The 25,595-nt window shown below is 68.0% G+C and carries 23 protein-coding genes; 14 read left to right on the forward strand and 9 right to left on the reverse strand.

Going from position 1 to position 25,595, the window contains the following annotated elements; all coding sequences use genetic code 11:
* Position 1: 1 nt before the first annotated feature.
* From bshA to bshC, 3 genes are read right to left on the reverse strand one after another with little or no spacing between them, the layout of a single operon-like run.
* On the reverse strand, positions 2–1,192 hold the full coding sequence (gene bshA, locus JQX13_RS36615) for an N-acetyl-alpha-D-glucosaminyl L-malate synthase BshA (protein WP_203404070.1): 1,191 nt from the start codon (positions 1,190–1,192) through the stop codon (positions 2–4).
* Positions 1,189–1,995: a bacillithiol biosynthesis deacetylase BshB1 gene (gene bshB1 / locus JQX13_RS36620; RefSeq protein WP_203404071.1), complete on the reverse strand. Its 807-nt coding sequence runs from the start codon at positions 1,993–1,995 to the stop codon at positions 1,189–1,191. The genes bshA and bshB1 overlap by 4 nt, the downstream gene beginning before the upstream one ends.
* Positions 1,992–3,665 (reverse strand): bacillithiol biosynthesis cysteine-adding enzyme BshC, encoded by a 1,674-nt coding sequence (gene bshC, locus JQX13_RS36625; RefSeq protein ID WP_239015428.1) that lies wholly within the window; start codon positions 3,663–3,665, stop codon positions 1,992–1,994. The genes bshB1 and bshC overlap by 4 nt, the downstream gene beginning before the upstream one ends.
* A 61-nt stretch (positions 3,666–3,726) precedes the next feature.
* Between bshC and JQX13_RS36630 the strand changes: the two genes are divergently transcribed.
* Genes JQX13_RS36630 through JQX13_RS36640 form a run of 3 tightly spaced genes read left to right on the forward strand, consistent with a single transcriptional unit; the run spans position 3,727 to position 8,086 of the window.
* Positions 3,727–6,213 (forward strand): PIG-L family deacetylase, encoded by a 2,487-nt coding sequence (locus JQX13_RS36630; protein ID WP_203404073.1) that lies wholly within the window; start codon positions 3,727–3,729, stop codon positions 6,211–6,213.
* Entirely contained in the window at positions 6,210–6,380 is a 171-nt protein-coding gene (locus JQX13_RS36635) for a hypothetical protein (protein WP_203404074.1), read from the forward strand. The genes JQX13_RS36630 and JQX13_RS36635 overlap by 4 nt, the downstream gene beginning before the upstream one ends.
* Positions 6,377–8,086: a sodium:solute symporter gene (locus tag JQX13_RS36640; RefSeq protein ID WP_203404075.1), complete on the forward strand. Its 1,710-nt coding sequence runs from the start codon at positions 6,377–6,379 to the stop codon at positions 8,084–8,086. The genes JQX13_RS36635 and JQX13_RS36640 overlap by 4 nt, the downstream gene beginning before the upstream one ends.
* A 234-nt stretch (positions 8,087–8,320) precedes the next feature.
* Here the strand turns inward: JQX13_RS36640 and JQX13_RS36645 are convergent, their stop codons facing one another.
* Together JQX13_RS36645 and JQX13_RS54690 are read right to left on the reverse strand one after the other, a co-directional pair.
* Positions 8,321–9,214: an IS1380 family transposase gene (locus JQX13_RS36645; protein ID WP_203412378.1), complete on the reverse strand. Its 894-nt coding sequence runs from the start codon at positions 9,212–9,214 to the stop codon at positions 8,321–8,323.
* A 156-nt stretch (positions 9,215–9,370) separates the two neighbouring features.
* Positions 9,371–9,670: a transposase gene (locus tag JQX13_RS54690; protein ID WP_239014073.1), complete on the reverse strand. Its 300-nt coding sequence runs from the start codon at positions 9,668–9,670 to the stop codon at positions 9,371–9,373.
* A gap of 619 nt (positions 9,671–10,289) precedes the next feature.
* On the opposite strand from JQX13_RS54690, the gene JQX13_RS36655 reads away from it, so the two are divergent.
* The 3 genes from JQX13_RS36655 to coaBC all read left to right on the forward strand — a co-directional run bounded on the left by JQX13_RS36655 (position 10,290) and on the right by coaBC (position 13,716).
* Positions 10,290–11,435, forward strand: a complete 1,146-nt coding sequence (locus JQX13_RS36655) for an acyltransferase family protein (RefSeq protein WP_203404077.1) — start codon at positions 10,290–10,292, stop codon at positions 11,433–11,435.
* A gap of 280 nt (positions 11,436–11,715) precedes the next feature.
* A complete protein-coding gene (locus JQX13_RS36660) occupies positions 11,716–12,450 on the forward strand; it encodes a hypothetical protein (protein ID WP_203404078.1) in 735 nt (244 codons plus the stop codon).
* 45 nt (positions 12,451–12,495) lie between these two features.
* Positions 12,496–13,716, forward strand: coding sequence for a bifunctional phosphopantothenoylcysteine decarboxylase/phosphopantothenate--cysteine ligase CoaBC (gene coaBC, locus JQX13_RS36665; protein ID WP_203404079.1), 1,221 nt, complete (start codon positions 12,496–12,498; stop codon positions 13,714–13,716).
* On the opposite strand, the gene JQX13_RS36670 is transcribed toward coaBC, so the two are convergent.
* Genes JQX13_RS36670 through JQX13_RS36685 form a run of 4 tightly spaced genes read right to left on the reverse strand, consistent with a single transcriptional unit; the run spans position 13,707 to position 17,987 of the window.
* A complete protein-coding gene (locus tag JQX13_RS36670; protein WP_203404080.1) occupies positions 13,707–15,044 on the reverse strand; it encodes a hypothetical protein in 1,338 nt (445 codons plus the stop codon). The genes coaBC and JQX13_RS36670 overlap by 10 nt on opposite strands.
* A complete protein-coding gene (locus JQX13_RS36675; protein WP_203404081.1) occupies positions 15,028–15,834 on the reverse strand; it encodes a glycosyltransferase family 2 protein in 807 nt (268 codons plus the stop codon). The genes JQX13_RS36670 and JQX13_RS36675 overlap by 17 nt, the downstream gene beginning before the upstream one ends.
* Positions 15,831–16,904, reverse strand: coding sequence for an NAD-dependent epimerase/dehydratase family protein (locus JQX13_RS36680; RefSeq protein WP_203404082.1), 1,074 nt, complete (start codon positions 16,902–16,904; stop codon positions 15,831–15,833). Before JQX13_RS36680 ends, JQX13_RS36675 begins: the two co-directional genes overlap by 4 nt.
* An 18-nt stretch (positions 16,905–16,922) precedes the next feature.
* The gene (locus JQX13_RS36685) at positions 16,923–17,987 is read right to left on the reverse strand and encodes an NAD-dependent epimerase/dehydratase family protein (RefSeq protein ID WP_203404083.1); all 1,065 of its coding nucleotides are present in this window, start codon (positions 17,985–17,987) and stop codon (positions 16,923–16,925) included.
* A gap of 306 nt (positions 17,988–18,293) precedes the next feature.
* Here JQX13_RS36685 and JQX13_RS36690 point away from each other — a divergent pair, with 306 nt between their 5' ends.
* From JQX13_RS36690 to JQX13_RS36725, 8 genes are all read left to right on the forward strand, one after another.
* Positions 18,294–19,247 carry a uracil-DNA glycosylase gene (locus JQX13_RS36690; protein WP_239014074.1) on the forward strand — a complete coding sequence of 318 codons (954 nt, stop codon included), beginning with the start codon at positions 18,294–18,296 and terminating at the stop codon, positions 19,245–19,247.
* A 28-nt stretch (positions 19,248–19,275) separates the two neighbouring features.
* Positions 19,276–20,283, forward strand: a complete 1,008-nt coding sequence (locus tag JQX13_RS36695) for an alpha/beta hydrolase (RefSeq protein ID WP_203404084.1) — start codon at positions 19,276–19,278, stop codon at positions 20,281–20,283.
* Between the two features lie 166 nt (positions 20,284–20,449).
* Positions 20,450–21,481, forward strand: a complete 1,032-nt coding sequence (locus tag JQX13_RS36700; protein ID WP_203404085.1) for an L-erythro-3,5-diaminohexanoate dehydrogenase — start codon at positions 20,450–20,452, stop codon at positions 21,479–21,481.
* A 12-nt stretch (positions 21,482–21,493) separates the two neighbouring features.
* Complete coding sequence (locus JQX13_RS36705) at positions 21,494–23,044, forward strand: lysine 5,6-aminomutase subunit alpha (protein ID WP_203404086.1); 1,551 nt, start codon at positions 21,494–21,496, stop codon at positions 23,042–23,044.
* Entirely contained in the window at positions 23,044–23,532 is a 489-nt protein-coding gene (locus JQX13_RS36710; protein ID WP_203404087.1) for a hypothetical protein, read from the forward strand. The genes JQX13_RS36705 and JQX13_RS36710 overlap by 1 nt, the downstream gene beginning before the upstream one ends.
* Before the next feature lie 5 nt (positions 23,533–23,537).
* Positions 23,538–24,326 (forward strand): OAM dimerization domain-containing protein, encoded by a 789-nt coding sequence (locus JQX13_RS36715; RefSeq protein WP_203404088.1) that lies wholly within the window; start codon positions 23,538–23,540, stop codon positions 24,324–24,326.
* Between the two features lie 29 nt (positions 24,327–24,355).
* Complete coding sequence (locus JQX13_RS36720) at positions 24,356–24,718, forward strand: hotdog domain-containing protein (RefSeq protein ID WP_203412380.1); 363 nt, start codon at positions 24,356–24,358, stop codon at positions 24,716–24,718.
* On the forward strand, positions 24,715–25,548 hold the full coding sequence (locus tag JQX13_RS36725; protein ID WP_203404089.1) for a 3-keto-5-aminohexanoate cleavage protein: 834 nt from the start codon (positions 24,715–24,717) through the stop codon (positions 25,546–25,548). The genes JQX13_RS36720 and JQX13_RS36725 overlap by 4 nt, the downstream gene beginning before the upstream one ends.
* The last annotated feature ends 47 nt before the right edge of the window (positions 25,549–25,595 follow it).

The raw sequence follows: 25,595 nt of genomic DNA on the forward strand, positions 1-25,595 counted from the left end.
GTCAGAGGTGGCAGCCTCCCGCCTTCCGGGGGTGGGAGGCTCGCTGCGTGAGCCGGCGGTAGAGGGCCTCGTAGCGCTCGATGGCCGGCGCCAGTTGGAAGTGATCGAGGACGTGTTGCCGGGCGCGGCGCGAGAAGAGCCGCCAGCGCTCCGGCTCGTTCACGAGGGTGAGGACATGGCCCGCCATGGATTCCACGTCCCCCACGGGGGCGAGATAGCCCACCTTTCCGTGAAGGATCTGCTCCGGGATGCCCCCGGCGTTGCTCGCGACCACCGGGACGCCACAGCTCAGGGCCTCGAGCGCCGCGAGACCGAAGCTCTCCTGCTCGCTCGGGAGGAGGAACACATCGGACGCGGCGAGGAGCCCGGTGAAGTTCTCCAGCCCGCCCAGGAAGGCCACGCGAGCCTCGAGGCCGAGCTCCCGGCTCCTCCGCTCGGCGGCGGGCCGTTCGGGGCCATCGCCAATCATCACCAGCCGGCACGGGCGCGTGTGGTGCACCGCGGCGAAGACGCTCACCACGTCGCCAATGCGCTTCACCGGCCGGAAGTTCGAGACGTGGATGAGCACGGGCTCGTCCTCTGGCAGGCCGGGGAAGAGCGCGCGGAGACATTCCCTGTCCCGGACCGGCGCGTACCGCTCCGTGTCGACGAAGTTGAAGATGACCTCGATGGGACAGCTCTCCGGGGAGATGCCGAACCCCTCCCAGGTGGCGCGCTGGAGGAACGCCGAGGGGGTGGTCACCGCGTCGCTGCGCAGGATGGAGAAGCGCGTGATGGGCAGGTAGCTGGGGTCGATGCCGACGAGCGTGCTGTCGGTCCCATGGAGCGTCGTCACGATGCGCGGCGCCCTGGCGCCCAGCACCTCTCCCGCCATCCAGGCGGCCGTGGCATGGGGCACCGCGTAGTGCACGTGCAGGATGTCCAGGCGCTCCTGGTTCGCGACCTCGATCATCTTGGACGCGAGCGCCAGGGGGTAGGTCCCCGATTGCGCGAGTGCCGGGTAATCGCTCTCCGTGACCTGGTGGAAGAGGATCTCTCGCGTCATGCCCTGGAGACGCACTGGCAGGTCACGTGCGATGAAGTGGACGCGGTGACCGCGCTCCGCCATCGCCAGACCGATCTCTGCCGCGACCATTCCGCTACCGCCAATGGTGGGGAAGCAGGTGATGGCCAGATTCAGGCGGTCGGTCATCGGGGCTCGGGGAAGAACAGCGGCCGAGCAAACGTATTCCTGCGGAAATGCTCCAGGGGATCGGCCAGGCCCAGGGTCTCTCGGAGGATATACGGCTCGCCATGCGCCACGCCGATCCGGGCGCCGTAGAAGCGGTCACGGGCCTCGAGCGAGGAGAGCGACAGGGGTGAGCCGACCAGCGTCTGCGGACCGTCCACCCGGGGCTCCACCTGGCTCGCATAACAGCGGATGGCCGCCATCTTGCGCTCGAAGGCCGCCGTCACGTCGACGACGAAGCTCGGCTCGGCCAGGTGGCGCATCGGGTAGTAGAGGACCTGCCTCGGCGTGAAGGAGGCGCTGGGGGGCTCGGTCTCGAACTTGCGGATCGACGCGAAGAACAGCGCACGCGTCACCAATGCGCTGGTGGCCTCATGGTCCGGATGGCGCTCGTGCTGCCAGGGGACGAGGACGAGCTCGGGACGCAGGCGGCGGAGGACCTCGACCACACGTGCGACGGGCGCGAGCCGTGCGCGGTCGGCCTCGGGCGCCTCGAAACCGGCCCAGGGGGCGATCCATCCATCGGGCAGCTCGAGGTTCTCGCGCAGCGTGAGTCCCAGTGCACGGGAGGCCGCCTCGGTTTCAGCGGCGCGCGTCTCGGGAGTCCCTCGCGAGCTCTTCTCTCCGCGCGTCAGGTCGACGATTCCGGTGCGGTGGCCCTGGCCCGCCATGTGCGCCAGGAGACCGCCGCAGAAGAGCTCGACGTCATCGGGGTGGGGGCCGAAGGCGAGGACCTCGAGTCCGTAGCCCGTATCGGTCGTGCTCATGGCCGCAGATCCTCGAGCTTCCCCGAGAAGGGCACACAGGTGTCGAGCACGAGTTTCGTGAAGGCTCGGGAGCCGAAGCGGCACGCGTAGTATGGCAGCCCGTAGATGCGCTCCTGTGGCGCTCCATCCGGGACCAGATAGGCCCGGAGGCGGTCCACCCGTTCGAGGGTCACCTGATCGCGCTGGGCGACGGCACGGCCGTACTTGGCCACCAGACGGGAGACGGCGCCACGAACGGTCTCGTCGGTGCGGGAGATGGCCTGGGCGAAGCCCGGATCCAGGGCGGCCATGCGCTCGCCGAGGCGGGTGAGCTCGGAGCTGAAGGCAGCCAGGAGGCGGGCCTCGACGTCCTCGGGGGACTCGAAACCGTCACCGGCGTTGCGCGCGGCCAGTCGGGTCAGCAGCTCGTCCCGTGGCATCAGGGTGTCATCCGGTGAGAGGCCGAGCTTGTCGAGCAGGGCGCGTGTGCGGTCATCGAGCACACGGAACCGGGCGCGTGGCACGGTGAGCGGCATGGGTATGCCCATGTGCTCGTACAGTGGCGCGAGCTGCGCGAAGTAGGCGATCTCTCCGGGCCCGCCGATATAGGCCGCCGTGGGGAGCCAGGTGTCCTGGAGGAGCGGGCGCAGCAGGGCGGAGGTCGTGAAGCGGAGCGGCTCCCGGTCGAGCCAGGTGAGGAGCTCGGCCGTCGTCACGGAGGCGCCTTCCGGGTGTCCCACGAGGCTCCAGGAACCCGGGGCGGAGGGATCCATGCGGTAGCGCGCGCCCTCGATTCCCTCGGGTGAGAAGAAATCGAGCGGCGCTCCAGGGCGGATGTGGACCTGCTCGGAGAACCCCGCGTTGGCGAGGGCGGTGCCCCGCTCGGAGAGCCTCCCGGCGATGGCCTCGGCCTCTTCGATGGCTCGGCGGTGGAGCGGTGCGGCCAGGGGGGCGAGACGCGGGTCGCGCGGATCGAGGAACACGAGCCCCTCGTCCGCGAAGAGGGCGGAGAGGACCTCGGCGAAGGCCTCCGCCAGGGTCGCATCGGGACGGTAGGCGCGCTCGAGCAGCTCCAGGTGCTCGGCCGCCTGCGGATGACCCTTCAGTTCGTTGCGCACCGCGTCGAGCGCACGGGTGACGTTCTCACCCAGGCGCCGGTGGGCGACGGGAACACGCGAGGTGGCCGCGTCCTGGAACTCGAGGCTCACGCGCAGTGGCTCTCCGGCCGTCCTCGGAATGAAGCAGTGATCGATCTCGGGCAGATCGTGATCTTCGGTCTGCAACCAGAAGACGGGAACGCAGGGGGTGCCCGTCTCGTGCGTGAGCTGGCGGGCCACGGCGATAGCGGAGGCGGCCTTGTAGACCGTGAAGAGCGGCCCGAGGAAGAGCCCCACCTGCTGCCCGGTCACCACGGCGACGGTGCCGGGACGGGCGAGCAGCTCCAGGTTGCGTTCACGCGCGGGGCTCGGCGCGAGGCGCGCGTTGCGGGCCACGAGTGCTTCGTGAAGGGCAGGGGAGAGCGAACGAGCTGCCGCGGCGGCCACGGCTGCGGCGCGTGCGGCCGGGTGCCGGAAGCGATCGGGGAGGAACTCGAGAGCGCGCGGATCCGCGCGAAGCCAGGATTCGGAGAACGAGGAAGCCACGGCCTGGCGTGATAACAAGTCCGCCGCGTGGGAGCGACGGCGAACGATAAGAATTCGTTGGCAACACCGCTGCCGCGTTCCTCGTTCCCCTCGTATAGGATCCACCTGGATGCGGAATCTCTTCATTCTCGGAACGGCACTGGCCATGAGCCTGGGATTCTGGTCGACGGCACTCGCACAACCTCCCCGGCAACCCCATGCGGGAGAGATCGCGGCGGGTCTCCGGCGCCTCGGTGTGACGGGGAGTGTGCTCTACGTGGCGGCCCACCCCGACGACGAGAACACGCGCTTCCTGGCCTGGTTGGCGGGGGAGCGCGGTCTGCGCGCGGGTTACCTTTCGATGACGCGCGGGGATGGCGGACAGAACCTCATCGGGACCGAGCAGGATGAGCTGCTCGGGCTCATCCGCACCCACGAATTGCTCGCGGCGCGGCGCATCGACGGCGCGGAGCAGATGTTCACCCGGGCCAGGGACTTCGGTTACTCGAAGAGCGCCGAGGAGACCTTGCGCATCTGGGGACACGACGAGGTCCTGGCCGATGTCGTGCTCGCCATCCGGCGCTTCCGGCCGGAGGTGATCGTGACGCGATTCACCACCCAGCCGCCGAATCACGGCCACCACACCGCCTCGGCCCTCCTGGCCGCGGAGGCCTTCGAGGCCGCGGCGGATCCGAAACGCTTTCCCGAGCAGCTCGGGGAGCTGAAGCCGTGGAAGGCCGATCGGCTGCTCAACAACGTCGCGTCCTGGAACCTCAAGCCGGATGCCGACATGTCCGCCTACGTGAAGGTCGACGTCGGCGGCTACGACCCGCTCCTCGGGCGGTCGTGGGGCGAGGTCGCCGCGGAGAGCCGCAGCCAGCACAAGAGCCAGGGCTTCGGGGTGGCGGCCGAGCGCGGGACATTGCTGGAGTACTTCACGCCCCTCGCGGGGACGCGCCCGAAGTCCGATCTGTTCGAGGGGCTCGACCTCACCTGGCGCCGGTGGAGTGGCACGGAGAAGGTCCTCCAGGCCATCGACGAGGCCTCACGTGGGTTCGATCCACGAGCGCCCCACCTGAGCATCCCGGCGCTCCTGCGCGTCCATGAGGCGATCTCGGCCCTGCCAGGGGACAACCCGTGGAAGGCCATCAAGCTGCGCGAGACCGAGGCGCTCGTGGCGGCGTGCGCGGGCTTGTTCCTCGAGGCACGCGCGGCGGAGCCGACGGCCGTGCCGGGTGGTCAGGTGACGTTGAACCTGGTGGCGCTGAACCGTTCGCCCGCCGCGCTCCGACTGGTGGGCGTGACGCTCCCGGGAGGCGAGACCGTGGGGTCTGGCGCCGACCTGGCCGATGACAAGCCGTTCAAGCTCTCCAGGCCGGTGCCGCTCCCCGAGGACGCGCGCATTTCGACGCCCTACTGGCTCCGCAAGCCCATCGCCGGAGGTCTCTACGCGCTGGAGGAGTCGGACCGCGCGCTCACCGGCCGGCCCGAGGGCGAGCCCGCCCTGACGGTGGGCTTCGTCTACGAGATTGGTGGCAAGCGCTTCACGGTGACGCGGCCGGTGGTCTACGCGTGGACGGATCCGGTGCGGGGCGAGCTCTATCGTGCCTTCGAGATCGCGCCAGCTGTCACGGCGACGCTCGACCGGGACGTCATCATGTTCCCCAATGGCGCGACGCAGAGCGTCTCCGTGGTGCTGGCCGCGGGCCGGGCGGATGCCTCCGGAAAGGTCCGGCTCGAGCTCCCACAGGGCTGGCGTGCCGAGCCCGGTGAGGTGTCGTTCCAACTCGCCGCGCGTGGCGAGGAGCGCACCGTTCGTTTCCAGGTCACCCCCGCCAGGGGAGCGGGTGAGCGGGGCCGCCTGCGGGTCGTCGTCGACAGCGGCGGCCGCTCCGAGTCGTGGCGCGTCCGCACCGTGACGCATGACCATGTCCCGCCGCTGACCGTGCGCCAGCCGTCCGAGGCCACCCTGGTGCCCTTCACGCTCGCCACGAAGGTGCGGCGGATTGGCTATATCCCCGGGCCGGGAGATCGGGTGGCGGAGAGCCTGGCCGCCGTCGGGTACGAGGTGACGCTCCTCCCCGAGGAGCGGCTGGCCTCAGAGCAGCTCTCCCGCTTCGAGGCCATCGTGGTCGGAGTGCGTGCCTTCAATGCCAACCCGCGTCTCGCCCACCACCACGAGCGGCTCATGAAGTACGTGGAGCAGGGGGGACGGTTGCTCGTCCAGTACAACACCAACAGCTTCGTGGGGCCGCTCACCGCCTCCATCGGGCCCTATCCGCTGGAGATTGGCCGGCAGCGCGTGACGGACGAGACCGCGGCGATGACGCCCGTGAAGGCCAACCACTCCGTCCTGAAGAACCCCAACCCGCTCGTGGCCGCGGACTTCGAGGGCTGGGTCCAGGAGCGTGGCCTCTACTTCGCCTCGAAGTGGGACGATCGCTACCAGCCCGTGTTCGCCATGAATGATCCCGGCGAGGGACCGCTCCGGGGTGGGCTCCTCATCGCCCGGCATGGGAAGGGGACGTTCATCTACACGGGTCTCGCCTTCTTCCGTCAGCTCCCCGCGGGCGTGCCTGGCGCCTACCGACTGTTCGCGAATCTCCTCGTCCAATGAACACCGCTTCGAAGCCTCCTGATGCGGCCGGAGCCTCCAAGCCCCGGCCCGAGCTCGACGACGCGCCGCCGCTCCTCGGCTCCTGGCGCAACATCTACCTCTTCGTGCTGGGCACCTCCGCCCTGCTCATCGCCCTGTTCTGGGCGCTTACCCGGGCCTACTCGTGACATTGCTCGATTGGTTGGTCGTTCTCGGGACGACGGCGTTCATCGTGGGGTGGGGGCTCTGGAAGTCCCGCAACGAGCGAAGCACCGCCGAGGGCTACCTGCGCGGGGGTCATGAGCTGCGCTGGCCCACCATCGGCCTGTCGGTCATGGCCACGCAGGCGAGCGCCATCACCTTCCTGTCCGTTCCCGGTCAGGCCTACGAAGACGGGCTGCGCTTCGTGCAGTTCTACTTCGGACTGCCCCTCGCGATGGTGATCGTCAGCGCCATCTTCGTTCCCATCTACTACCGGCTCAACGTCTACACCGCCTACGAGTACCTGGAGTCGCGCTTCGATCTGAAGACACGCCTTCTCGGCGCGTCGCTCTTCCTGATCCAGCGCGGCCTGGCCGCTGGCATCACCATCTACGCGCCCGCCATCATCCTCTCCGCCATTCTGGGCTGGCCACTCGAGCCGACCATCGTGGCCATTGGGGCGCTCGTCATCCTCTACACGGTGACGGGTGGCTCCAAGGCGGTCAGCCAGACGCAGAAGCAGCAGATGGTGGTGATGCTCGGGGGCATGGTCGTGGCCGCCATCGTCATCGTATGGCGGTTGCCCGAGCACGTGTCCTTCGGGCGGGCCGTGGATCTCGCGGGGGCCCTGGGCCGCATGAACGCGGTCAGCTTCGATTTCGACTTCCAGGATCGCTACAACTTCTGGTCCGGCATCACCGGGGGGTTGTTCCTGTCACTGTCGTATTTCGGAACCGACCAGTCCCAGGTGGGCCGCTACCTGACGGGCCGCTCCATCTCCGAGAGCCGGCTCGGGCTGTTGTTCAACGGCGTCCTGAAGATCCCGATGCAGTTCCTGATCCTCTTCGTCGGGCTCCTGGTCTTCGTGTTCTACCAGTTCACCGCGCCGCCCCTGCTCTTCAACCAGCCCCTGCGTGCCCGGGTCCAGGCGACGGCGCAAGCGGATGAGTTCGCCCGTATCGAGGATCAGTGGGCGAGGGTGCAGGCCGACAAGCGCGCCGAGGCGGACCGTTACCTGGCGGCTCGCGAGTCCGGGGACCGCGCCGCCGAGACGAGCGCGAGAGAGCGCCTCGTGGCGGTCTCGGGCGTGGCGGACAAGCTCCGGACCGAGGCCAAGGCCGTGGTGGCCCGAGCCCTGCCGGGAGTGGAGACCAAGGACTCGGACTACATCTTCATCTCGTTCGTGAAGGACTGGATGCCCAGCGGGCTCGTGGGGCTGCTCATCACCGTCATCGTGGCGGCGGCCATGAGCTCGATCGCGAGCGAGCTCAACGCCCTGGGGGCGACGACCACGGTCGACTTCTACCGGCGGGTCGTGCGCCGCGACGCCACGGACCGGCAGGTGCTCGTCGCCTCCAAGCTGTTCACGGTCTTCTGGGGACTCGTCGCGGTGGCCTTCGCGAGCTTCGCCTCGCTGCTCGACAACCTCATCCAGGCGGTCAACATCCTCGGGTCCCTCTTCTACGGGACCGTGCTGGGCATCTTCCTCGTCGCCTTCTTCTTCAAATCCGTCCGGGGCAATGCCGTCTTCCTCGCCGCGCTCACTTCTCAAGGAACGGTGCTCGCCCTCTTCGCCTTCACGGGGATCAGTTACCTCTGGTTCAACGTGATTGGCTGTGTGCTGGTGGTCGCGGTGGGCCTGACCATCCAGGCCGTCGCGTTCCAGCCGGCGCGAGCCAGTCCGTCCGTCTAGCCCGGATTATTCACCAGGGCCTGGCGAGAAGCCGCGAAGGGGCCGTGCGCAGACCCAGGGGGCACGATCTGACTCGTTGCCCCCATCTGTCAGGTGAGCGGAATTCAGGTTGGCAAAGGGGCGTGAAACCCGTGGGGTTGGATGCCAGTGACTCGCGCGCAGCACCAGACGCACCTCGGCCGTGTCGGCCAGGTGGTCGAAGCAGGAGCAGCGGGGTGTGCACCGCGAGTCAGCTCACGAGGGCACCCAGCTCAGCGAGCCGGCCAGGGCCATGAAGACGGCAGCCAGCGGGAAGGACGTCGGCAAGCGCACCCACAGCCGACGCGCCGAGCGTGTCACGTGGGCCGCCACCTTCAACAGGCTCAGCCGCAGCGTGTCCATCTGCATCGTGGCCAGGGCGGGAGCCTGTCGGCCCGCCTCGGTGCGCAGCGCATGCATCAACACGTAGGCCGCCGCGTGAAGCAGCAAGCGCAGGAAGTTGGCCCAGAAGCTGGAGCAACTCAGCCGGTCGGCCAGCAGGGCGTTCTTCAAGTCCTTTATGTAATTCTCGCACTGCCCGCGCTCGCAGTAGGCGTCGTAGAGCAGCTCGGGCGGGAAGCCTTGCAGCGAGGTGACGACGAAGCGCGGGTTTTCACCCTTGGCGCTCACCTCGGCCTTCATCACCACGTGGCGCTCGTGGGGCCAGGACTCGGCGGCGTAAGAGAAGGCGCCGAAGTGGCGCACGTAGGGGCGGCCCTGAGCGTACTGCTCGTTGGCGGCGGCCATGACAGCCTCGCCCCTGCGCTGGAGGACGGGATTGCGCGCCAGTCCCAGCAGGTAGTCGATGTCGCCCAGCTGCTCGTTGAGCTCCTCGAGCATTCGCATGACGCGCGGCATGGCGAAGCCCGAGTCGCCGCGCACCACCACCCGTACGTTGGGGAAGCGCTGCTTGAGAGCGACAATCAGCCGGCGCAGCACTCCGGCGGCTCCTCGTGCGGCATGGGCGGTGCCCGGCCTCAAAATGGCGGTGACGAGCTGGCCCGTGGTGCCGTCGAACACCAGCAGCGGATGGTACATGTGGGTGTCGTAGAAGCCGTGGAAGAGCGAGAGCTGCTGCTGGCCGTGCGTGGGGTCGTCCGTGCTGTCGATGTCGAGACCCGGCCCTCCAGGTGGCGTGCGACCTGATGCCGCACAGCGGCTCGCCCCTGTCCTCGCAGCCCACGCTCTGCCGCCTGGAGAACGCCGTGGACGGGCGCAGCGTGCGCAAGCTGCTGGGCGTCCTGGAGCAGCATTACCTCGACTCCTTCACCTCGCCCCCCGAGGTGGTGGTGCTCGACGCAGGGCGTGCGCGTCGTTGCAGTCTTCGTAGCCCAGGGCCATCTGGTAGACGCGCTGGCGCACCTGCTCCAGACGCGAGTGCACCACCCGCGCCGGGTCGCGTGCGTCAGGAATGCAGGCGGCCAGCTTCTGCGTGAGCCCCAAACGCTCGTCCATCAGCCTCAGCAACAGCGCTCCCCCATCGCTGGAGGTGTGTGGCGCGTCGCACGTGAGCTGAACCGGAAGAGTGGGGTGGAAGTGGAGGACGGCTGGAGTACAGTGCGTCATACGGGCGGGCGCTTCTGAGTCGGCCTGAGTTCTGGATAAACCCAAGCTAAATCAGGGGGCGTTACGCCCGCAACCGCCCTCCTTCTCCTCTACCCTGGTGAATAATCCGGGCTAGGAGCACACGCCTGCCCGGACAGCCCCATCCAGGCGGGAGGCAGCAGGGGCGTGGGCTGCTGGGGCACCGCACCGTGACGGCTTGGGGCTCAACACCACGCGCTCTGGGATAGCCCTTGCGCTGGCCGAGTGGGCGCGCTGGCCACCACCATCGCACCGGCCAGGGAACGGCCGCCGAGGCCCACCACCCACCGTGCCGTGGATGAAGAGACTTCCCCGGGGCAGAGGCAGGGCTGCGCGCTCACCGGAAGCGGGCGCCTAAGTCGGTCGCCAGAAGTTCTCGACACTAACGGGGCCTACACCCCTCTGGGGGCAAGCCCTTTGTGTGAAGGAACTTTGCTCACCTACTTGGTCACGGCCATCCAGGACGGGGCTCGACGGGCGATGTAGGACGGCGTCCGCTCGGCTGCTTCCTGGACGGCGGGGCGCCTTCCTGGCACCTCGTGGTAGGTCCGGCCGCACGAGCCTTGATGGTGCGTGAACCGGCATGGGAAAAGGCGGGAATATGGCCTCTTCGCCTTCCTTCGCTCAGGTCGTCCCCACGGAGATGGACGGGAGCACCGTTCAGGCGCCGGGTTTGTCGACCGGGCCCCAGGGGCGCCGCTACTACCCCGAGCTCGATGGGCTTCGCGGCATGTCCGTGATGCTGGTGGTCATCGGACACCTGGCCCAGTTCGTCCTGCGAAGCGGCGCCTGGGGTGGGAGCCTGGCCGCGATGGGGGTGATGATCTTCTTCATCCTCAGCGGCTTCCTCATCACGGATCTGCTGTGCCACGAGCACGCGGAGACGGGCACGGTGCGGCTCGGCGCCTTCTATGTCCGCCGGATCCGCCGGCTCATGCCCGCCTTCCTGGTGTTCGTGCTGTTCCTCGCCCTCTTCATCCAGATGGGCTGGGTCACGGACGTTCCCTGGTCGAGCATGGCCGCGTCGTTGGTCCACCTGCGCAACGTGTTCGGCCGGGGAGACACCAACGCGCACCTGTGGTCGTTGTCGATGGAGGAGCAGTTCTACGCCGTGTGGCCGTTGCTCTTCCTGCTCGCCGGGCCGAGGAAGGCGCTGGTGGCCAGCCTCGTGGGGGTGCTCGGGGTGAGCCTCGTGCGGGGCGGGATGATCGCCCTGAACGTGCTCGACTACAACCGGGGCATCTACTACCTCCGCCCCTGGTTCCGCTTCGATTCGCTCCTCCTGGGCTGCCTGCTCGCGCTGGCGTGGAATGGCGGGGAGCGGAGCAGGAGGCTGGTCCAGAAGCTGGTGGCGTGGTGCTCGCCCGGGGTGTGTCTGGTGGCGCTGACGCTGTGGTCGGTCTACGCGGAGATGACCGCGATGAAGCCCGTGTTCCTGCTGGTTCAGGGACTGCTGGCCGCCGCGCTGGTCGCCGGATGCGCGCTGGGTGGGACGCACGCGTGGTTGCGGCTGCGCTCCCTCCGCTTCCTGGGACTCATCTCCTATTCGCTCTACCTCTGGCAGCAGCCCTTCCTCACCACCCGCACGCCGGACTGGGGCCCGCTGCGGGAGGCGCCGCTGTGCGTCGTGATGGCCTTCGCCGCGGCGCTCGCTTCCTATTACTGGGTCGAGAAGCCCTTCCGCGTGGCCCATCCTCAGAAGGCCACCGCGGAGTCCGTGACACCCGGTCCGCAGGCCGCGACGTAGGGTCCGGGGACGAGGTCTCCGTCAGTAGCCGACGCCGACTCGCCTCCACCACGGTTCCAGCCCCGGACATCACCGCGTCACACCAGGGCCCCTGGTGACAGGTCTCACCGCCTGGTGACTGTTGTCATCCCCGCGGAGTGAGAAGCACGAGCGGTCGTTTCGTGAACATTCCTCCGTTCCGGGGGAGGGGACGGGCGGGGTTGCTGCCGCCGGGCCTCTCCGTTCATAGATTGGTCAGGGGCCCACGTGCGTAGAGGGGGCCGAGGGAAGGGGGAAGCCCATGAGGATCGCGGGCGTGGTGGTGCTGGCCCTGATGGCCGGCGGATGCACATTCGTGCGGTTGGAGCAGCGCGATGGCTGTTGGGTACGGCAGACGACACGGTGGCCGAGGCAGCTGAAGGAGGAGATCGGCCCCTGCGAGCGGGAGAAACCCACCTGGTCGGAGGATCGGCTCACGCGCCTGGCGCAGGAGTGCATGGTGCAGGCCGACTACCGCTGGAAGAACCGGGCCCTGGCGGCGTGGAACCGGGGAGAGCCGTTACCGGAGCCCGAGTCGGAAGCGAGCGTGCTCCAGTTCTGCATGAACGAAGCCGCGCACTCGGTGGTGACGGAGAACGAGACGCTCAAGAAGCGCCTGAGCGAGGTGAGCGCGGATCGCGACGTGTTGCGCGCCAGCGAGGAGAAGGATCGGGAGCACCTGCTCACCAGCCACGATCGGCTCACGGACGCGTTGGGGGAGGCGGCGAAGAAGCCGCCGGGCTCGGCGGTGGCCACGTCCATCTCCACGAGCGACGGGACCGCTACGACGCTCAGCGACAGCGACACCAGCGTGGCGCTGCCACGTGGAACCGAGCCAGGCTCGACTCCCGCCCCGCGCATGGGCGTGCCCGCTCCGGAGCCGCTTCGCCAGCGCGCGCCGAGGAATCTGACCGTGGAGCAGCCCAAACCCGACATGTGCGAGGGCTCGGCCACTGGGAATACCCCGTTCGAACCGTCCTCGTGCCCGCGGAAGTAACCAGGGAGGTTGCGAGCGCGTCCCCTCGCGCGTAAGGAAGCCTGCATGGTGGCTTCGGCTCTGCAGGGGCGCCGGGTGATCGTCGGAGTGGGCGGCGGCATCGCGGCGTACAAGGCATGCGAGCTGGTGCGCGAGTTGGGGCGTGCCGGCGCGCAGGTGCGGGTGGCGATGACGGCGGCGGCGAAGGAGTTCGTCACGCCGCTCACCTTCCAGGCGCTCAGTGGGCACCCGGTGCTGACGGATTATTTCGATCCGTCGCAGGAGGGGAACTTCGGGCACCTGGATCTGGCGCGCTGGGCGGAGCTGTACGTGGTGGCGCCGGTGACGGCGGACCTGCTGGCGCGCATCCGGGCGGGGATGGGGAACGACGCGGTGACGACGTCGCTGCTGGCGTTCCGGGGGCCGGTGTTGCTCGCGCCCGCGATGAACGTGGCCATGTGGGAGAACGAGCGGACGCAGGAGAACGTGGCGGCGCTGCGCTCGGAGCCTCGCTTCCACCTGGTGGATCCGGGGGCGGGGCTGCTCGCCTGCGGAGACGTGGGCGCGGGACGGCTCGCGGAGGTGGGGACCATCGTGGAGGCGGCGAAGCGCCTCTTCGCCGAGGGACCGCTGGCGGGCCGGCGGGTGCTCATCACCGCGGGGCCCACGCGGGAGTACCTGGATCCGGTGCGGTTCATCTCCAACCCGTCGACGGGGAAGATGGGGCTGGCGCTGGCGCAAGCCGCGAAGGCGATGGGCGCGCGGGTGACGGTGGTGCTGGGTCCGGTGGGGGAGGTGGAGCGGGGCGGCTACGAGGTGGTGGACGTGGTGAGCGCCGAGGACATGGCGCGCGAGGTGCTGGCGCGGGTGGAGGAGGTGGACTGCTTCATCGCGTCGGCGGCGGTGAGCGACTGGAGGCCGGAGACGCGTGCGGCGCAGAAGGTGAAGAAGTCGGAGGGCCCGGAGAAGCTGACCCTGGTGCGAACGCCGGACGTGCTGGCCGAGGCCTCACGCCGGGTGTCGGGACGGGCGCGGCGGCCGGCGCTGGTGGGGTTCGCGGCGGAGACGGAGCGGGTGGTGGAGTACGCGCGCGAGAAGCTGGAGCGCAAGGGGCTGGACGCGATCGTGGCGAACGACGTGACGGCGCCGGGAGCGGGCTTCGGGGTGGACACGAACCGGGTGACGGTGCTGACGCGGGACGGGAAGCAGCGTGACCTGGCCGGGACGAAGCGCGAGGTGGCGCGCTCCATCCTGGACTTCGTCAAGGACTACATCCCCTACGGCTGATCGCTCACGAGCTGTTGCTGCGCGAGGATGTCCTCGACGAAGGACAGCTTCAGCTGGCGCGCGCGATCCAACCGTTCGGCGAGCGGCCCTGGATAGAGTCGGCCGCAGTTCCCGTCCCCCGCGTTCGCGTAGTACTGGCGTGCGCACGCCACGCCTTCCAGCCGATCCTTGTGCAGGCTCTGGTAGTACTTCAGCGAGAAGTCATTCGCGGAGCCGATGAGGCAGCCGGTCCAGAGGACCACCAGGGCCACCTTCCGGGCTTTCGTCCACGGTTCCAGGACGCTCCACCAGACGGCCGCAGCGAGCGGAACGAGGAGGAAGGCGATCTCCGTATAGCGAGAGGACTTGGCGCTGCTGACACCAAACCCGGCGCGTCCGATCGTGATCGTCACCAGCGCTCCGGCCACGGCGGCCAGCATCGCCACCAGCATCCACTGCATCGTGCTCAGTCGCAGGCGCGAGCGCAGCAGCAACCAGACCGACGGCACGACCACCGCGAGCAGGCAGAGCGCTCCCACCAAAACGCTCCGCTGCTCGAAGCCGAAACCGAGCCCCACCAGGTTGGTGAGGTACACCCAGAACCTGGACTGGTGTGGGAGCGTGAATTCCGGGTGGACGTCCAGGCGCTTCTGCCCGAGGGCCGCCGCACAGATTCCCGCGATGGCGATCAGGCTGGCCAACCCCAGTTGGAGAAGCTCCCGCCGCTTCGTGGAGGCGTCCTCTGCCCGGAAGGCGCGCAGGGCCTTGAAGCCCATGAACACCCCCATGGTCGCGATGCCCGAGGTGATGCCACTTGAGAACGAATAGGCCCCCACCACCAGGATCAGGGCCCCGGAGAGCAGCCGCCCGCTTCGCTGCTGCTCGTCGAAGAGCATCAGGATGCCGAGGCAGAGCATCAGCAGCGAGAAGTGGAACTGGAACTGGAAGCCCCAGACGTGATTCTCGTAGTTGAGGGGCGTCTCCAGGAACAGCATGAAGGCCAACAGCGCCACCAGCGGAAGGTTCGGCACCATCCGGCGCACCATCCGCGTCAGCGTGAGCAGCAGCAACCCGAAGAACAGGAAATTGAAGACGACCAGTCCGACGTGGTTCCAGCCCGAAAGCCGGAAGAAGGCCCAGTGGACGAGCTTGGTCGTCACGATGCGGTGCTCGTTGTGGCGCTGGAAGATCCAATCGAGCGACAGCTGCCCCGAGGGGAATGCCTCGGGCTGCAGCATCTCCCACTCATCCCAGTACGGGACGTTGACGGCGTAGTGCCAGAGGATGGCCAGGTGCGCGAGGAACACCCCGACCGAGACGGCGATCGCCAGTCTAGGCCGCGTCCACATGCGGGATGCTCCGTGCGGCCGAGTCAGGAGTTGCCTTCATGGGCGCATGGCTCATCTTCTCGCGACGGTAGTCCCCACGCGACAACCACTTCTCGATGAGGCAGTACAGGACGATGAAGAGGTAGCGCGAGCCCATCTCCTTGATCTTCAGCTTGGAGACGCCCGTCTTCCGGTTGATCCAGTCGTTGGGCACCACCGCGTACGAGAAGCCTCGCACGATGGACTTGAGCGGCAACTCCACCGTCAGGTTGAAGTGATGACTGAGGAGCGGCTGGAGCCCCTGGATCACCTCGCGCCGGTACAGTTTGAAGGCGTTGGTGGTGTCGTTGTAGCTCAGGGTGAACAGCACCTGGATGAACGCGTTCGCCATCCGGTTCAGCATCAGCTTCGGCAGCGGGTAGTCCACCACCTGGGCGCCGCGCGCGAAGCGTGACCCGAAGACACAGTCCACGCGCTTCTCTTCCATGGTGCGCCAGTAGCGCACCAGGTCCTCCGGGCGATCGGAGGCATCGGCCATGTAGACCGCCACCGCGTCACCCTTGAAGGACTCCAGCCCCTTGCGCACCGCGAAGCCGAACCCGTGCGGCGGCGTGTTGTTGACGTAGCGCACGCCCGTCAGCTCACGGCTGAGCCGGGCGAGAATCTCCTCGGTCTGATCCTTCGAGTTGTCGTTGACGACGAGCACCTCGTACTCGATGTGCTCCGCCGTCAGCTTCTCCACCAGTGCCCGGACGGTGGACTCGATGCAGCCCTCTTCGTTGTGGGCGGGGATGACGACGGAGAGCTTCATGACACCCTCTTCACGCGCTCGGCGGTGGCTTCGACGATTTCCTTCAGGATGGTGCGCTGGTCGTAGCGGTACTTCCACTCGGGGTAGTCCTGCTGGAAGCGCCGCACGTCGCTGACCCACCAGATGTGATCGCCGGCACGCGCATCCGGGGACAGCGTGTACTGGAGCCGCTTGCCGCTGAGCTGCTCCACGGTGTCGATCGCCTCGAGCATCGAGCAGTTGCTGTGGCGCGAACCCCCGATGTTGTAGACGGCGCCGGCGCGCGGCTTCTGGAAGAAGTGCCAGAAGGCATTCACCAGATCGTAGGAGTGGATGTTGTCGCGGACCTGCTTCCCCTTGTAGCCGAAGATCGTGTAGGGCTTGCCGGTCAGCGCGCACTTGACGAGGTAGGCCAGGAAGCCGTGCAACTCCGCGCCCGAGTGGGCCGGGCCGGTGAGGCAGCCGCCGCGGAAGGTGCCCGTCTTCACGCCGAAGTAGCGCCCGTACTCCTGCACCATCACGTCGGCGGCCACCTTGCTGGCTCCGAAGACGCTGTGCTTGGACTGATCGATGGACATCGTCTCGTCGATGCCGTGCTGGGCGTACGCGTGGGAGGGATCGCACTCCCAGCGCGTCTCGCGCTCGACGAGCGGCAGGTCGTTGGGCGTGTCACCGTAGACCTTGTTGGTCGAGGTGAAGATGAAGGCCGCGTCGGGGGCGTGGAGGCGGGTGGCCTCCAGCATCACCAGCGTGCCCTGGGCGTTCACCGAGAAATCCGTGAAGGGCTCGCGCGCGGCCCAGTCGTGGCTCGGCTGCGCGGCGGCGTGGACCACGAGCGAGATGCGGCCCTTGTACTCCTCGAAGAGCTTGAAGATGACCTCCTGGTCGCGGATGTCCGCCGTCACATGGCGGAAGTTCTTCAGGCTCTGCTTGAGCACCGCCGTATTCCATTCGGTCGAGCCATCCTCGCCGAAGAAATACTTGCGCATGTTGTTGTCGATACCGACGACCTCCAATCCCTTCTCGTGCAGGAAGCGGACGGTCTCACTGCCAATCAGGCCGGACGAGCCGGTGACGATCGCGACGGACATTCTGGGTTCCTCGATTCTCTAGGCGAAAAGGGGCCGGAGCAGCGCCTCGCTCTGACCGATCCATTGGGCAATCTCTCCGACGATGGCGCGCACATCGCGCGTCGGCTTCCACCCGAAGGTGCGCTGCGCGAGGCTGGAGTCGGAGATGTACAGAGGGATGTCCACCGGGTTGGTGGTGGGATCACTCGCGATGGGGATGGTGTTGCCGGTGACCTGCTCGCACACCCGGGAGAGCTCGAGCAGCGAGGTGGAGATCTCCCGGCCGCCACCGACGTTGAACACCTGGCCGCTCACGCGGTCCAGCTGCGAGAGCTGCGTGGTGAGCAGCGAGAACAGATCCTCGGGGTGGAGCAGGTCGCGCACCTGCTTGCCCGTCCCGCCGAATCCGGTGTAGCGCAGCGGCTTCTTGAAGTAGTGGTTTGCCACCCAGAGGGTGAAGACGCCCTGGTCCACCTTGCCGAACTGGCCCGGACCCGCGATGACGCCGCAGCGGTTGATGACCGCGCGCATCTTGTAGCTGTGCACGTACTCCTGGATGATCAGCTCGGAGGCGAGCTTCGTCGCCCCGTAGAGCGAGCGGGGCAGGAGGGTGGTGAAGCTCTCGCTGATGCCGGCGGGGCCGATGCCGGCATGCACCTGCTCCGGGGAGATCTCGAAGCGGGTGGGGCCCTCGGAGTAGCGGATCTCCCGGAGCGGCTCGATGGAGTAGACGCGCGAGGTGGAGAGGAAGATCAGCCCGCCGGAGCGCTTGCGCGCGAACTCCAGGCAGTTGAGGGTGCCCACGAGGTTGGTGTCGAGGACGTACCTGGGGCTGCCATCCAGGCCCGCCAGCACGCTGGGTTCGGCCGAGGCCTCGATGAAGGCGTCGAACGTGCCGGGCAGGTCCTCCAGATCACCCGGGCAGCGGATGTCTCCGTGGAAGAAGCGGATGCCCAGCTCACGGAAGCGGGAGAGGTTCAGCTCGGCGCCGCGGCGTCGGAGGTTGTCCAGGACCACGACATCTGCCGATGGGTCCTGCCGCTTGAACGCGCAAGCAAGGCTGGCTCCGACGAAGCCAGCCCCTCCCGTGATGAGAATTTTCATGCTCTCCGCCCCTAGAGGATGCGGCTGAAACAGCCCCCCGGCCGAGGGTGTTCAGCCCAGGGCGGCTTATTACTTCGAGCCCCGGTTATCAAGCAAACGACAGCGCCTGAACCCGCTTGCCTGGCGAGACGGCGTTCCGGTCCCCCGCAGTGATGCGCGGAAAGTTCCTCTCTCTCGAGTGGGCAGGGCCGAAGGTGCCGTGGATCTCTCCCATGGCGCTGTGCTCGACCCTGAGGTAAGCGTACGGAAGCCCTACCCGGCAGGCGGTTGAATCAGGGCGCCTGGACCCATAAACCCCTAGTCACCGTGAGCGAAGCCCTCGATACCTCGCATGAGTTGAGCGAAGTGCTGGAGGACCTGCGCCGCCACCTCCTCTGGCAGGAGGAGGACGGTGGCCGGGTGCTTCAGGTGGATGCACGTCTGGCCGCTGAGCTGAGAGGCGCGGGCCTGGCACGTCTGCGTGCCCAGGCCGCGCAGTCCGCAGCTCCAGCCGCCGCGACCCAGGTGCCACCGGCCGCGCGCCCGATGGTCCCCCGTGTTACGCCTCCAGAACCCGAGCGCCCCCTGGCCGCGCGCGCGCCGCAGCAGGCGCCCGTCCGCCGTGAGGCCCCTCCGCCTCCAGAGAGGCTCATCGAGGCCCCGCCCCAGGTCCGCCCGTATACGGGCCCGTTGCCCGGGGTGGTGGACGGAGAGCGGCCGACGCTGGATGAGATCCGCCGCGAGTTGGGCGACTGCCGCCGCTGCAAGCTGTGCAGCGGGCGCAAGAACATCGTCTTCGGGTCGGGCAACCCGCGCGCCGAACTGGTCTTCGTGGGCGAGGGTCCCGGGGCCGACGAGGACGTGCAGGGCGTGCCCTTCGTGGGAGCCGCGGGCCAGTTGCTGACGAAGATGATCGAGGCGATGGGCTACCGTCGCGACGACGTCTACATTTGCAACGTGGTGAAGTGCCGGCCGCCGAACAACCGCAACCCCGAGCCGGACGAGGTGACGGCGTGCGAGCCGTTCCTGCGCGCGCAGCTCAGGGCGGTGCAGCCCAAGGCGATCGTGGCGCTGGGCAAGTTCGCGGCGCAGACGCTGCTGCGCGACAGCACGCCCATCACGCGGATGCGGGGCAACTGGCGCGAGTACGAGGGCATCAAGCTGATGCCCACCTTCCACCCGGCCTATCTGCTGCGCCAACCGGCGGAGAAGAAGAAGGCATGGGAGGACCTGCAACAGGTGATGAAGTTCTTCGGCAAGCAACCCGGGCAGCGCGGCTGACCGGGATACCCCTGGAGGGGGAGACGCGATGAAGGGAGTCCTCGAGACGCAGGAGATGCACTCGCCGGCGCTGGAGTCGAATCCATTGGGAGACCCGGCGCGGCGGCAGCTGTTGGTGTACCTGCCCCCTGGTTATGCCCAGGGCAATCACCGCTACCCGACGGCGTATTTCCTGAATGCGTTCAGCGCGAGCGGCAAGTCGTGGACGAACTTCTCCGCGTTCTCGGTGAGCGTGCCCGAGCGGCTGGACGCGCTCGTGGCGGCGGGCACGATTCCTCCGGTCATCGGCGTGTTCCCGGACGGCTGGACGTCGCTGGGCGGGAGCCAGTGGGTGAACAGCGACGCCATCGGCCGCTACCGCGACTTCCTGGCCAAGGACGTGGTGGGCCTCGTGGACCGCACGTACCGCACATTGCCCAGGCCGGCGGCGCGCGCGGTGCTGGGGCACAGCTCGGGCGGGTACGGCGCGCTGGTGATGGGCCGCTACCACCCGGAGCTCTTCTCTCACCTGAGCGCGCAGTCGCCGGATGCGTACTTCGAGTATTGCTACCTGCCGGATCTCCCCAAGGCGGCCTCGGCGCTGCTCAAGGCGGGCGGGGTGGAGGCGTGGTACCAGGACTTCATCCGGCGCTCGCGCGAGACCAAGGCCCGCGGCGATGACTTCGCGGTCATCAACATGCTGGCCATGGCGGCGGCTTATTCGCCGAAGAAGGGCGAGCCGCTCAACCTGGAGATGCCCTTCGATGCGCAGACGGGCCGGATGCGGCTGGAGGTGTGGAACCGCTGGCTGGTGCACGATCCCGTGCGCTTCGTGCCCAAGTTCGTGGACGCGTTCCGCAAGCTGAAGACCGTCTTCATCGACTGCGGCAGCCGCGACGAGTTCAACCTGCGCTGGGGTGCGCGCATGGTCGCCGAGGACCTCAAGGCCGGTGGCGTCGAGGTCATTCACGAGGAGTTCGAGGACGGCCACACAGGCGTCAACTACCGCTTCGAGCGCTCCCTGTCGGTGATCGGCCCGAGGCTCGCGCTCGAGTAGCGGCCAGGTCTGGCTCGATGACGCGGGGCGTTGTCCTCGCGTCACGGCTCCCGGCTGGACATCCAGGTATCGATGCCTCTGGCGCTCCAACGTTCGCCCGGGTAGAGGCTACCCGTGCATTCGCGCGGGTGTGAGCTGTGCGCACCCGCGACCTGGAGAGGTAGCCATGAGTAACGACCGCTACGGACTGTCCCGCGTCATCGGGGAGAAGGGCGTTCTGCCCCAGCGGGCGCGCGAGTTGGACCCCGCGCTGCCCTGCCGGGAGGCCGAGCTCCTCATCGACGTGGAGAGCCTCAACATCGACGCCGCCTCCTTCAAGCAGATCAAGGACGAGGTGGGCGCGGAACCGGCGCGCATCGCCGCCCGCGTGCAGGAGATCGTCCGTGAGCGCGGCAAGATGCAGAACCCGGTAACGGGCTCGGGCGGCATGCTCATTGGCCGGGTGAAGGAGATCGGCCCGAAGCACCCGGCGCACGGCGTGCTCCAGCCGGGAGATCGCATCGCCACGCTGGTGAGCCTCAGCCTGACGCCGCTCGTCATCGAGGAGGTGAAGGCCGTGCATCCGTCCATCGACCGGGTGGACATCCGCGGCCATGCCATCCTCTTCGCCACGGGCCTCTACGCGAAGCTGCCCACGGACATGCCGGACACGCTGGCCCTGGCGGCCCTGGATGTGTGCGGAGCGCCGGCCCTGGTGGCCCGGTGGGTGCGCCCTGGCATGACGGTGGCCGTGCTGGGAGCTGGCAAGAGCGGTGCGCTGTGCCTCGCCCAGGCGCGCCGGGACTTGAAGGGGCAGGGCAGGTTGCTGGCCCTGGACATCTCCGAGCAGGCGCTCGCCACCTTGAAGGGGCTGGGGCTGTGCGACATCACGGTGAAGGTGGACGCCACGCAGGCCGTGGACGTGATGGAGGCCGTGTCGCGGGCCACGGATGGCGCGTTGTGTGATCTGGTGATCAATTGCGCCTCGGTGGGGAACACGGAGATGGCCTCCATCCTGAGCGTGAAGGATGGAGGAGCGGTCATCTTCTTCTCCATGGCCACGAGCTTCACCGCGGCGGCCCTGGGAGCCGAGGGCGTGGGCAAGGACGTCACCATGCTCGTGGGGAACGGGTACGTGCCGGGCCACGCCGAGCTCACCCTGGAACTGCTGCGCGCCGAACCCGCGCTGCGCCGCCTCTTCGAAACGCGTTACGTATAGTAAGGTGCCGACATGCCAGGTCCGTTCATCGAAGACGCGCGGATTGCTCACGCGCGCAAGCTGGCGGAGGACATCACCGAGCCCATCTTCGAGCTCATCCGCCGCCACACCACCGTCTCCATCGAGCGCACCGTGCTGCGCTTCTTCGGCATTTCCGATGCCGGGCCCGGAGGCGTTCCACTCGCCAATCTGATGGTCGACCGGCTGAAGGCAGCCGGAGTGCTGAACAGGGGAGCGGCGTATTGGTACGGCCGGGCCCTGCAGATGGGCGCCCGCAGTCCGCTGGAGGCCGTGGAGCGCCTGACCGCGCTGCCGGCGGAGAAGCTGGGGCCCCTCTCCCCGGAGATGGAGCACAACATCCGCGAGGCCGTCCAGGACGAGGCCCGGGCGGCCATGGACGATCTCAAGTCCCGCATCGCCCAGCGCGACGCACTGCGCAAGGAGCTGGGCAACTCTCCGGCGCCGCACAAGTACGTCATCGTGGCCACGGGCAACATCTACGACGACGTGGACCAGGCCCGGGCGGCGGCGCAGGCGGGCGCGGACATCATCGCGGTCATCCGCTCCACGGCGCAGTCGCTGCTGGACTACGTGCCCCACGGCGCCACGACCGAGGGCTACGGCGGCACGTACGCTACCCAGGAGAACTTCCGCATCATGCGCGAGGCCCTGGATGACGAGGGCCGCAAGCTCAATCGCTACATCCAGCTCACCAACTACTCGTCGGGCCTGTGCATGGCGGAGATCGCCTTCGCCGCGGCCTACGAGCGGCTGGACATGCTGCTCAACGACGCGATGTACGGAATCCTGTTCCGTGACATCAACATGCGGCGCACGTTCATCGACCAGTACTTCAGCCGCCGCATCTGCGCCCTGGCCGGCATCATCATCAACACCGGCGAGGACAACTACATCACCACCGCGGATGCCTACGAGGCGGCGCATACGGTCATCGCCAGCCAGTTCATCAACGAGAGCTTCGCCAAACGCGCGGGCCTGAAGGACTGGCAGTTGGGCCTGGGGCACTCGTACGAGATCGATCCGTACCGGCCGGAGACGCTGCTGCTGGAACTGTCGCAGGCGATGCTCATCCGCCGGTGCTTCCCCGACGCGCCGCTGAAGTACATGCCGCCCACCAAGCACAAGGAGACGGACATCTTCTTCAGCCACGCGTACGACGTGATGGCGGACCTGGTGGCCATCTGGACGCGGCAGGGCATCCAGCTGCTGGGGATGATGACGGAGGCCATGCACACGCCGCTGCTGGCGGACCGGTACGTGGCGCTCAAGGCGGCCAGCTACATCTACCGGGCGGCGGCTGGCATCGACGAGGAGTTCACCGTGCGCGAGGACGGGAAGATCGCCAACCGCGCGCGCGAGGTGTTCGGCAGGGCCATGGAGCTGCTGGAGGAGTGCCAGAAGGACGGCATGGTGGCGGCCATCGGCCGGGGCCACTTCGGTGACGTGAAGCGCACGGAGACGGGCGGCAAGGGGTTGGATGGCGTGCTGGAGAAGGCGCCGGACTACTTCAACCCGTTCCAGGACATGCTGGAGGCGCCGTGATGCTCGGCTCGTTGCTGGTGATGGTGCTCGCGGCCGGGGAGCCGGCGGCGGAGCTGACGAAGTACGAGGTGAAGACGATCGCGCTCCAGGTGCCCTCCGACTGGAAGCAGTCCGAGGCGGACGGCACCCAGCGCTTCGATGCTCCCTCCGGCGACGCGTACCTGCTGGTGGACGTGGGCGCGGTGCAGACGGCGGGTATGAAGCCCAAGGTGTGCCTGGACAAGGTGCTCGCCGCCATGGGGAGCGCGCAGGGGTGGAAGCCGCTCAAGGTGGGCAAGGCTCCGGCGGCGCGGCGCGTGGATTCGGACACGACGCCGGATGGCGCCGAGTCGGTGGAAACGGTGACGTACGTGGGGTGTGACGGGAAGACCACCTGGTCGCTCGTCTTCCACATGAATGCGAAGAAGCGGGACCGCTTCGAGACGCTCGCGGACAAGGTGGCCGGTAGCGTCGCGTACGCGAAGGCCCCGGCGAGGAAGGGGAAGTAGCCGCCATGGCGACGAAGCCGACGAAGCAGATCATCCGCCCCTATGGCGACCGTCGTGATGACGGCGTGGTGCAGCTGTCGTTCACGCTGCCGGTGCCGTTGTCGGAGAAGGCCAAGGAGGCCGCGGCGGTGCTGACGCGCAAGATGGGGTTCACCGACGTGAAGGTGGCCGCCGCCGAGCGCGCCGCCGACACGTACACCTTCTTCATCGTGTACGCGCGCACGCCGCAGTCGCTCGACTACGCGGAGATCGACGTGCCCGAGGTCGTGGTGAAGAAGATGGGCTTCGACGATCTCAACGCGCTCATCAAGGACAAGGTGGGCCGGCGCATCGTGGTGTTCGGCGCGTGCACGGGTACGGACACGCACACGGTGGGGATCGACGCCATCCTCAACATGAAGGGGTACGCGGGCGACTACGGGCTGGAGCGCTACCCGTGGTTCGAGGCGTACAACCTGGGCAGCCAGGTGCCCAACGAGGAGCTCATCAAGAAGGCCATGGCGCGCAACGCGGACGCCATCCTCGTGTCGCAGGTGGTGACCCAGCGCGACGTGCACAAGGACAACTCGCGCCAGTTCATCGAGGCGGCCAAGGCCGCCGGAGTCCATGGCAAGACGCTCCTGCTGCTGGGGGGGCCGCGCGTGGACCACAAGCTGGCGCTGGAGCTGGGCTTCGACGCGGGCTTCGGCCCGGGGACCAAGCCCTCGGACGTGGCCAACTACATCGTGCACCAGGTCCTCCAGAAGGAAGGCAAGGAGGAGAAGAACGTGCACTGGGAGGGGGAGCCCAAGTGAGCAACGTGAAGGCGGTCATCCGGCTGCGCATGAGCAGCCACGACGCACACTACGGCGGCAATCTGGTGGACGGGGCGCGGATGCTCGGGCTGTTCGGCGACGTGGCCACCGAGCTGTGCATCCGCCTGGATGGGGACGAGGGACTGTTCCGCGCCTATGACTCGGTGGAGTTCCTCGCGCCGGTGTACGCCGGGGACTTCATCGAGGCGGAGGGGGAAGTCATCCAGGTGGGCAATACCTCGAGGAAGATGCGCTTCGAGGCGCGCAAGGTGATCCGCCCTCGGCCGGACGTGAACGATTCGGCGGCGGACGTGTTGGCGGAGCCGGTGGTGGTGTGCCGGGCGAGCGGGACCTGCGTGGTGCCGAAGGACAAACAGCGAGGTCAGCGATGAACAACCCCATGGTCATCACCGCGGCGATGGTGGGTGCGGAGACGACGCGCGAGCAGACGCCCTACCTGCCCATCACGGCGGAGGAGATCGCCGAGGACGCGGTGAAGTGCCGGGAGGCCGGCGCGGCGATGGTGCACCTGCACGTGCGCACGGCGGACGGCAAGCCGTCGCAGGACACGGAGCTGTTCCGGGCGGCGATCCGGGCCATCCGCAAGCGGACGGACATCCTCATCCAGGTGTCCACGGGCGGAGCGGTGGGAATGGGCGTGGACGAGCGTTGCGGCGGGCTGCGGCTGACGGGCGAGGATCGCCCGGACATGGCCACGCTGACGACGGGCACGGTGAACTTCGGCGACGAGGTGTTCTGGAATCCGCGCCCGCTGGTGCGGGACATCGCCAGGCGGATCAAGGCACTGGGCCTGCGGCCGGAGTTCGAGTGCTTCGACGTGGGCATGATCGACGAGGCGCGGGCGCTGGCGAAGGAGGGGGTGGCGGAGTTGCCGGGCCACTTCGACTTCGTGCTGGGCGTACCGGGGGCACTGACGGCGCGCGAGGACGCGCTGGACTTCATGATCAAGTCGCTGCCGGAGGGGAGCACGTGGACGGTGGCGGGAGTGGGGCGGCACCAGCTGCCATTCGTGGAACTGGCGGCGGAGCGGGGTGGTAACGCGCGAGTGGGGCTCGAGGACAACATCTACGTGTCCAAGGGCGTGTTGGCGAAGGGCAACTGGGAGCTGGTGGCGGAGGCGGCGAAGAGGGTGAAGGCGAAGGGCCGGACGCTCGCGACGCCGCAGGAAGCCCGCAAGCTCCTGCACCTGGACACTGTGTAACCACCCCTCTCCCCCTGGGAGAGGGACGGGGTGAGGGTAAACGGATC

Source organism: Archangium violaceum (assembly GCF_016859125.1).
In the GTDB taxonomy this organism is placed as follows: domain Bacteria; phylum Myxococcota; class Myxococcia; order Myxococcales; family Myxococcaceae; genus Archangium; species Archangium violaceum_A.

Bases quoted from the DNA above. Each gene is read 5' to 3' on its own strand.
- JQX13_RS36635 (WP_203404074.1), top strand. From the start codon at position 6,210: ATGAACACCGCTTCGAAGCCTCCTGATGCGGCCGGAGCCTCCAAGCCC.
- bshA (WP_203404070.1), bottom strand. From the start codon at position 1,192: ATGACCGACCGCCTGAATCTGGCCATCACCTGCTTCCCCACCATTGGC.
- JQX13_RS36660 (WP_203404078.1), top strand. From the start codon at position 11,716: ATGAGGATCGCGGGCGTGGTGGTGCTGGCCCTGATGGCCGGCGGATGC.
- JQX13_RS54690 (WP_239014073.1), bottom strand. From the start codon at position 9,670: ATGACGCACTGTACTCCAGCCGTCCTCCACTTCCACCCCACTCTTCCG.
- JQX13_RS36655 (WP_203404077.1), top strand. From the start codon at position 10,290: ATGGCCTCTTCGCCTTCCTTCGCTCAGGTCGTCCCCACGGAGATGGAC.
- bshB1 (WP_203404071.1), bottom strand. From the start codon at position 1,995: ATGAGCACGACCGATACGGGCTACGGACTCGAGGTCCTCGCCTTCGGC.
- JQX13_RS36725 (WP_203404089.1), top strand. From the start codon at position 24,715: ATGAACAACCCCATGGTCATCACCGCGGCGATGGTGGGTGCGGAGACG.
- JQX13_RS36695 (WP_203404084.1), top strand. From the start codon at position 19,276: ATGAAGGGAGTCCTCGAGACGCAGGAGATGCACTCGCCGGCGCTGGAG.
- JQX13_RS36675 (WP_203404081.1), bottom strand. From the start codon at position 15,834: ATGAAGCTCTCCGTCGTCATCCCCGCCCACAACGAAGAGGGCTGCATC.
- JQX13_RS36710 (WP_203404087.1), top strand. From the start codon at position 23,044: ATGCTCGGCTCGTTGCTGGTGATGGTGCTCGCGGCCGGGGAGCCGGCG.
- JQX13_RS36700 (WP_203404085.1), top strand. From the start codon at position 20,450: ATGAGTAACGACCGCTACGGACTGTCCCGCGTCATCGGGGAGAAGGGC.
- JQX13_RS36685 (WP_203404083.1), bottom strand. From the start codon at position 17,987: ATGAAAATTCTCATCACGGGAGGGGCTGGCTTCGTCGGAGCCAGCCTT.
- JQX13_RS36720 (WP_203412380.1), top strand. From the start codon at position 24,356: ATGAGCAGCCACGACGCACACTACGGCGGCAATCTGGTGGACGGGGCG.
- JQX13_RS36670 (WP_203404080.1), bottom strand. From the start codon at position 15,044: ATGTGGACGCGGCCTAGACTGGCGATCGCCGTCTCGGTCGGGGTGTTC.
- coaBC (WP_203404079.1), top strand. From the start codon at position 12,496: ATGGTGGCTTCGGCTCTGCAGGGGCGCCGGGTGATCGTCGGAGTGGGC.
- JQX13_RS36680 (WP_203404082.1), bottom strand. From the start codon at position 16,904: ATGTCCGTCGCGATCGTCACCGGCTCGTCCGGCCTGATTGGCAGTGAG.
- JQX13_RS36705 (WP_203404086.1), top strand. From the start codon at position 21,494: ATGCCAGGTCCGTTCATCGAAGACGCGCGGATTGCTCACGCGCGCAAG.
- JQX13_RS36715 (WP_203404088.1), top strand. From the start codon at position 23,538: ATGGCGACGAAGCCGACGAAGCAGATCATCCGCCCCTATGGCGACCGT.
- JQX13_RS36630 (WP_203404073.1), top strand. From the start codon at position 3,727: ATGCGGAATCTCTTCATTCTCGGAACGGCACTGGCCATGAGCCTGGGA.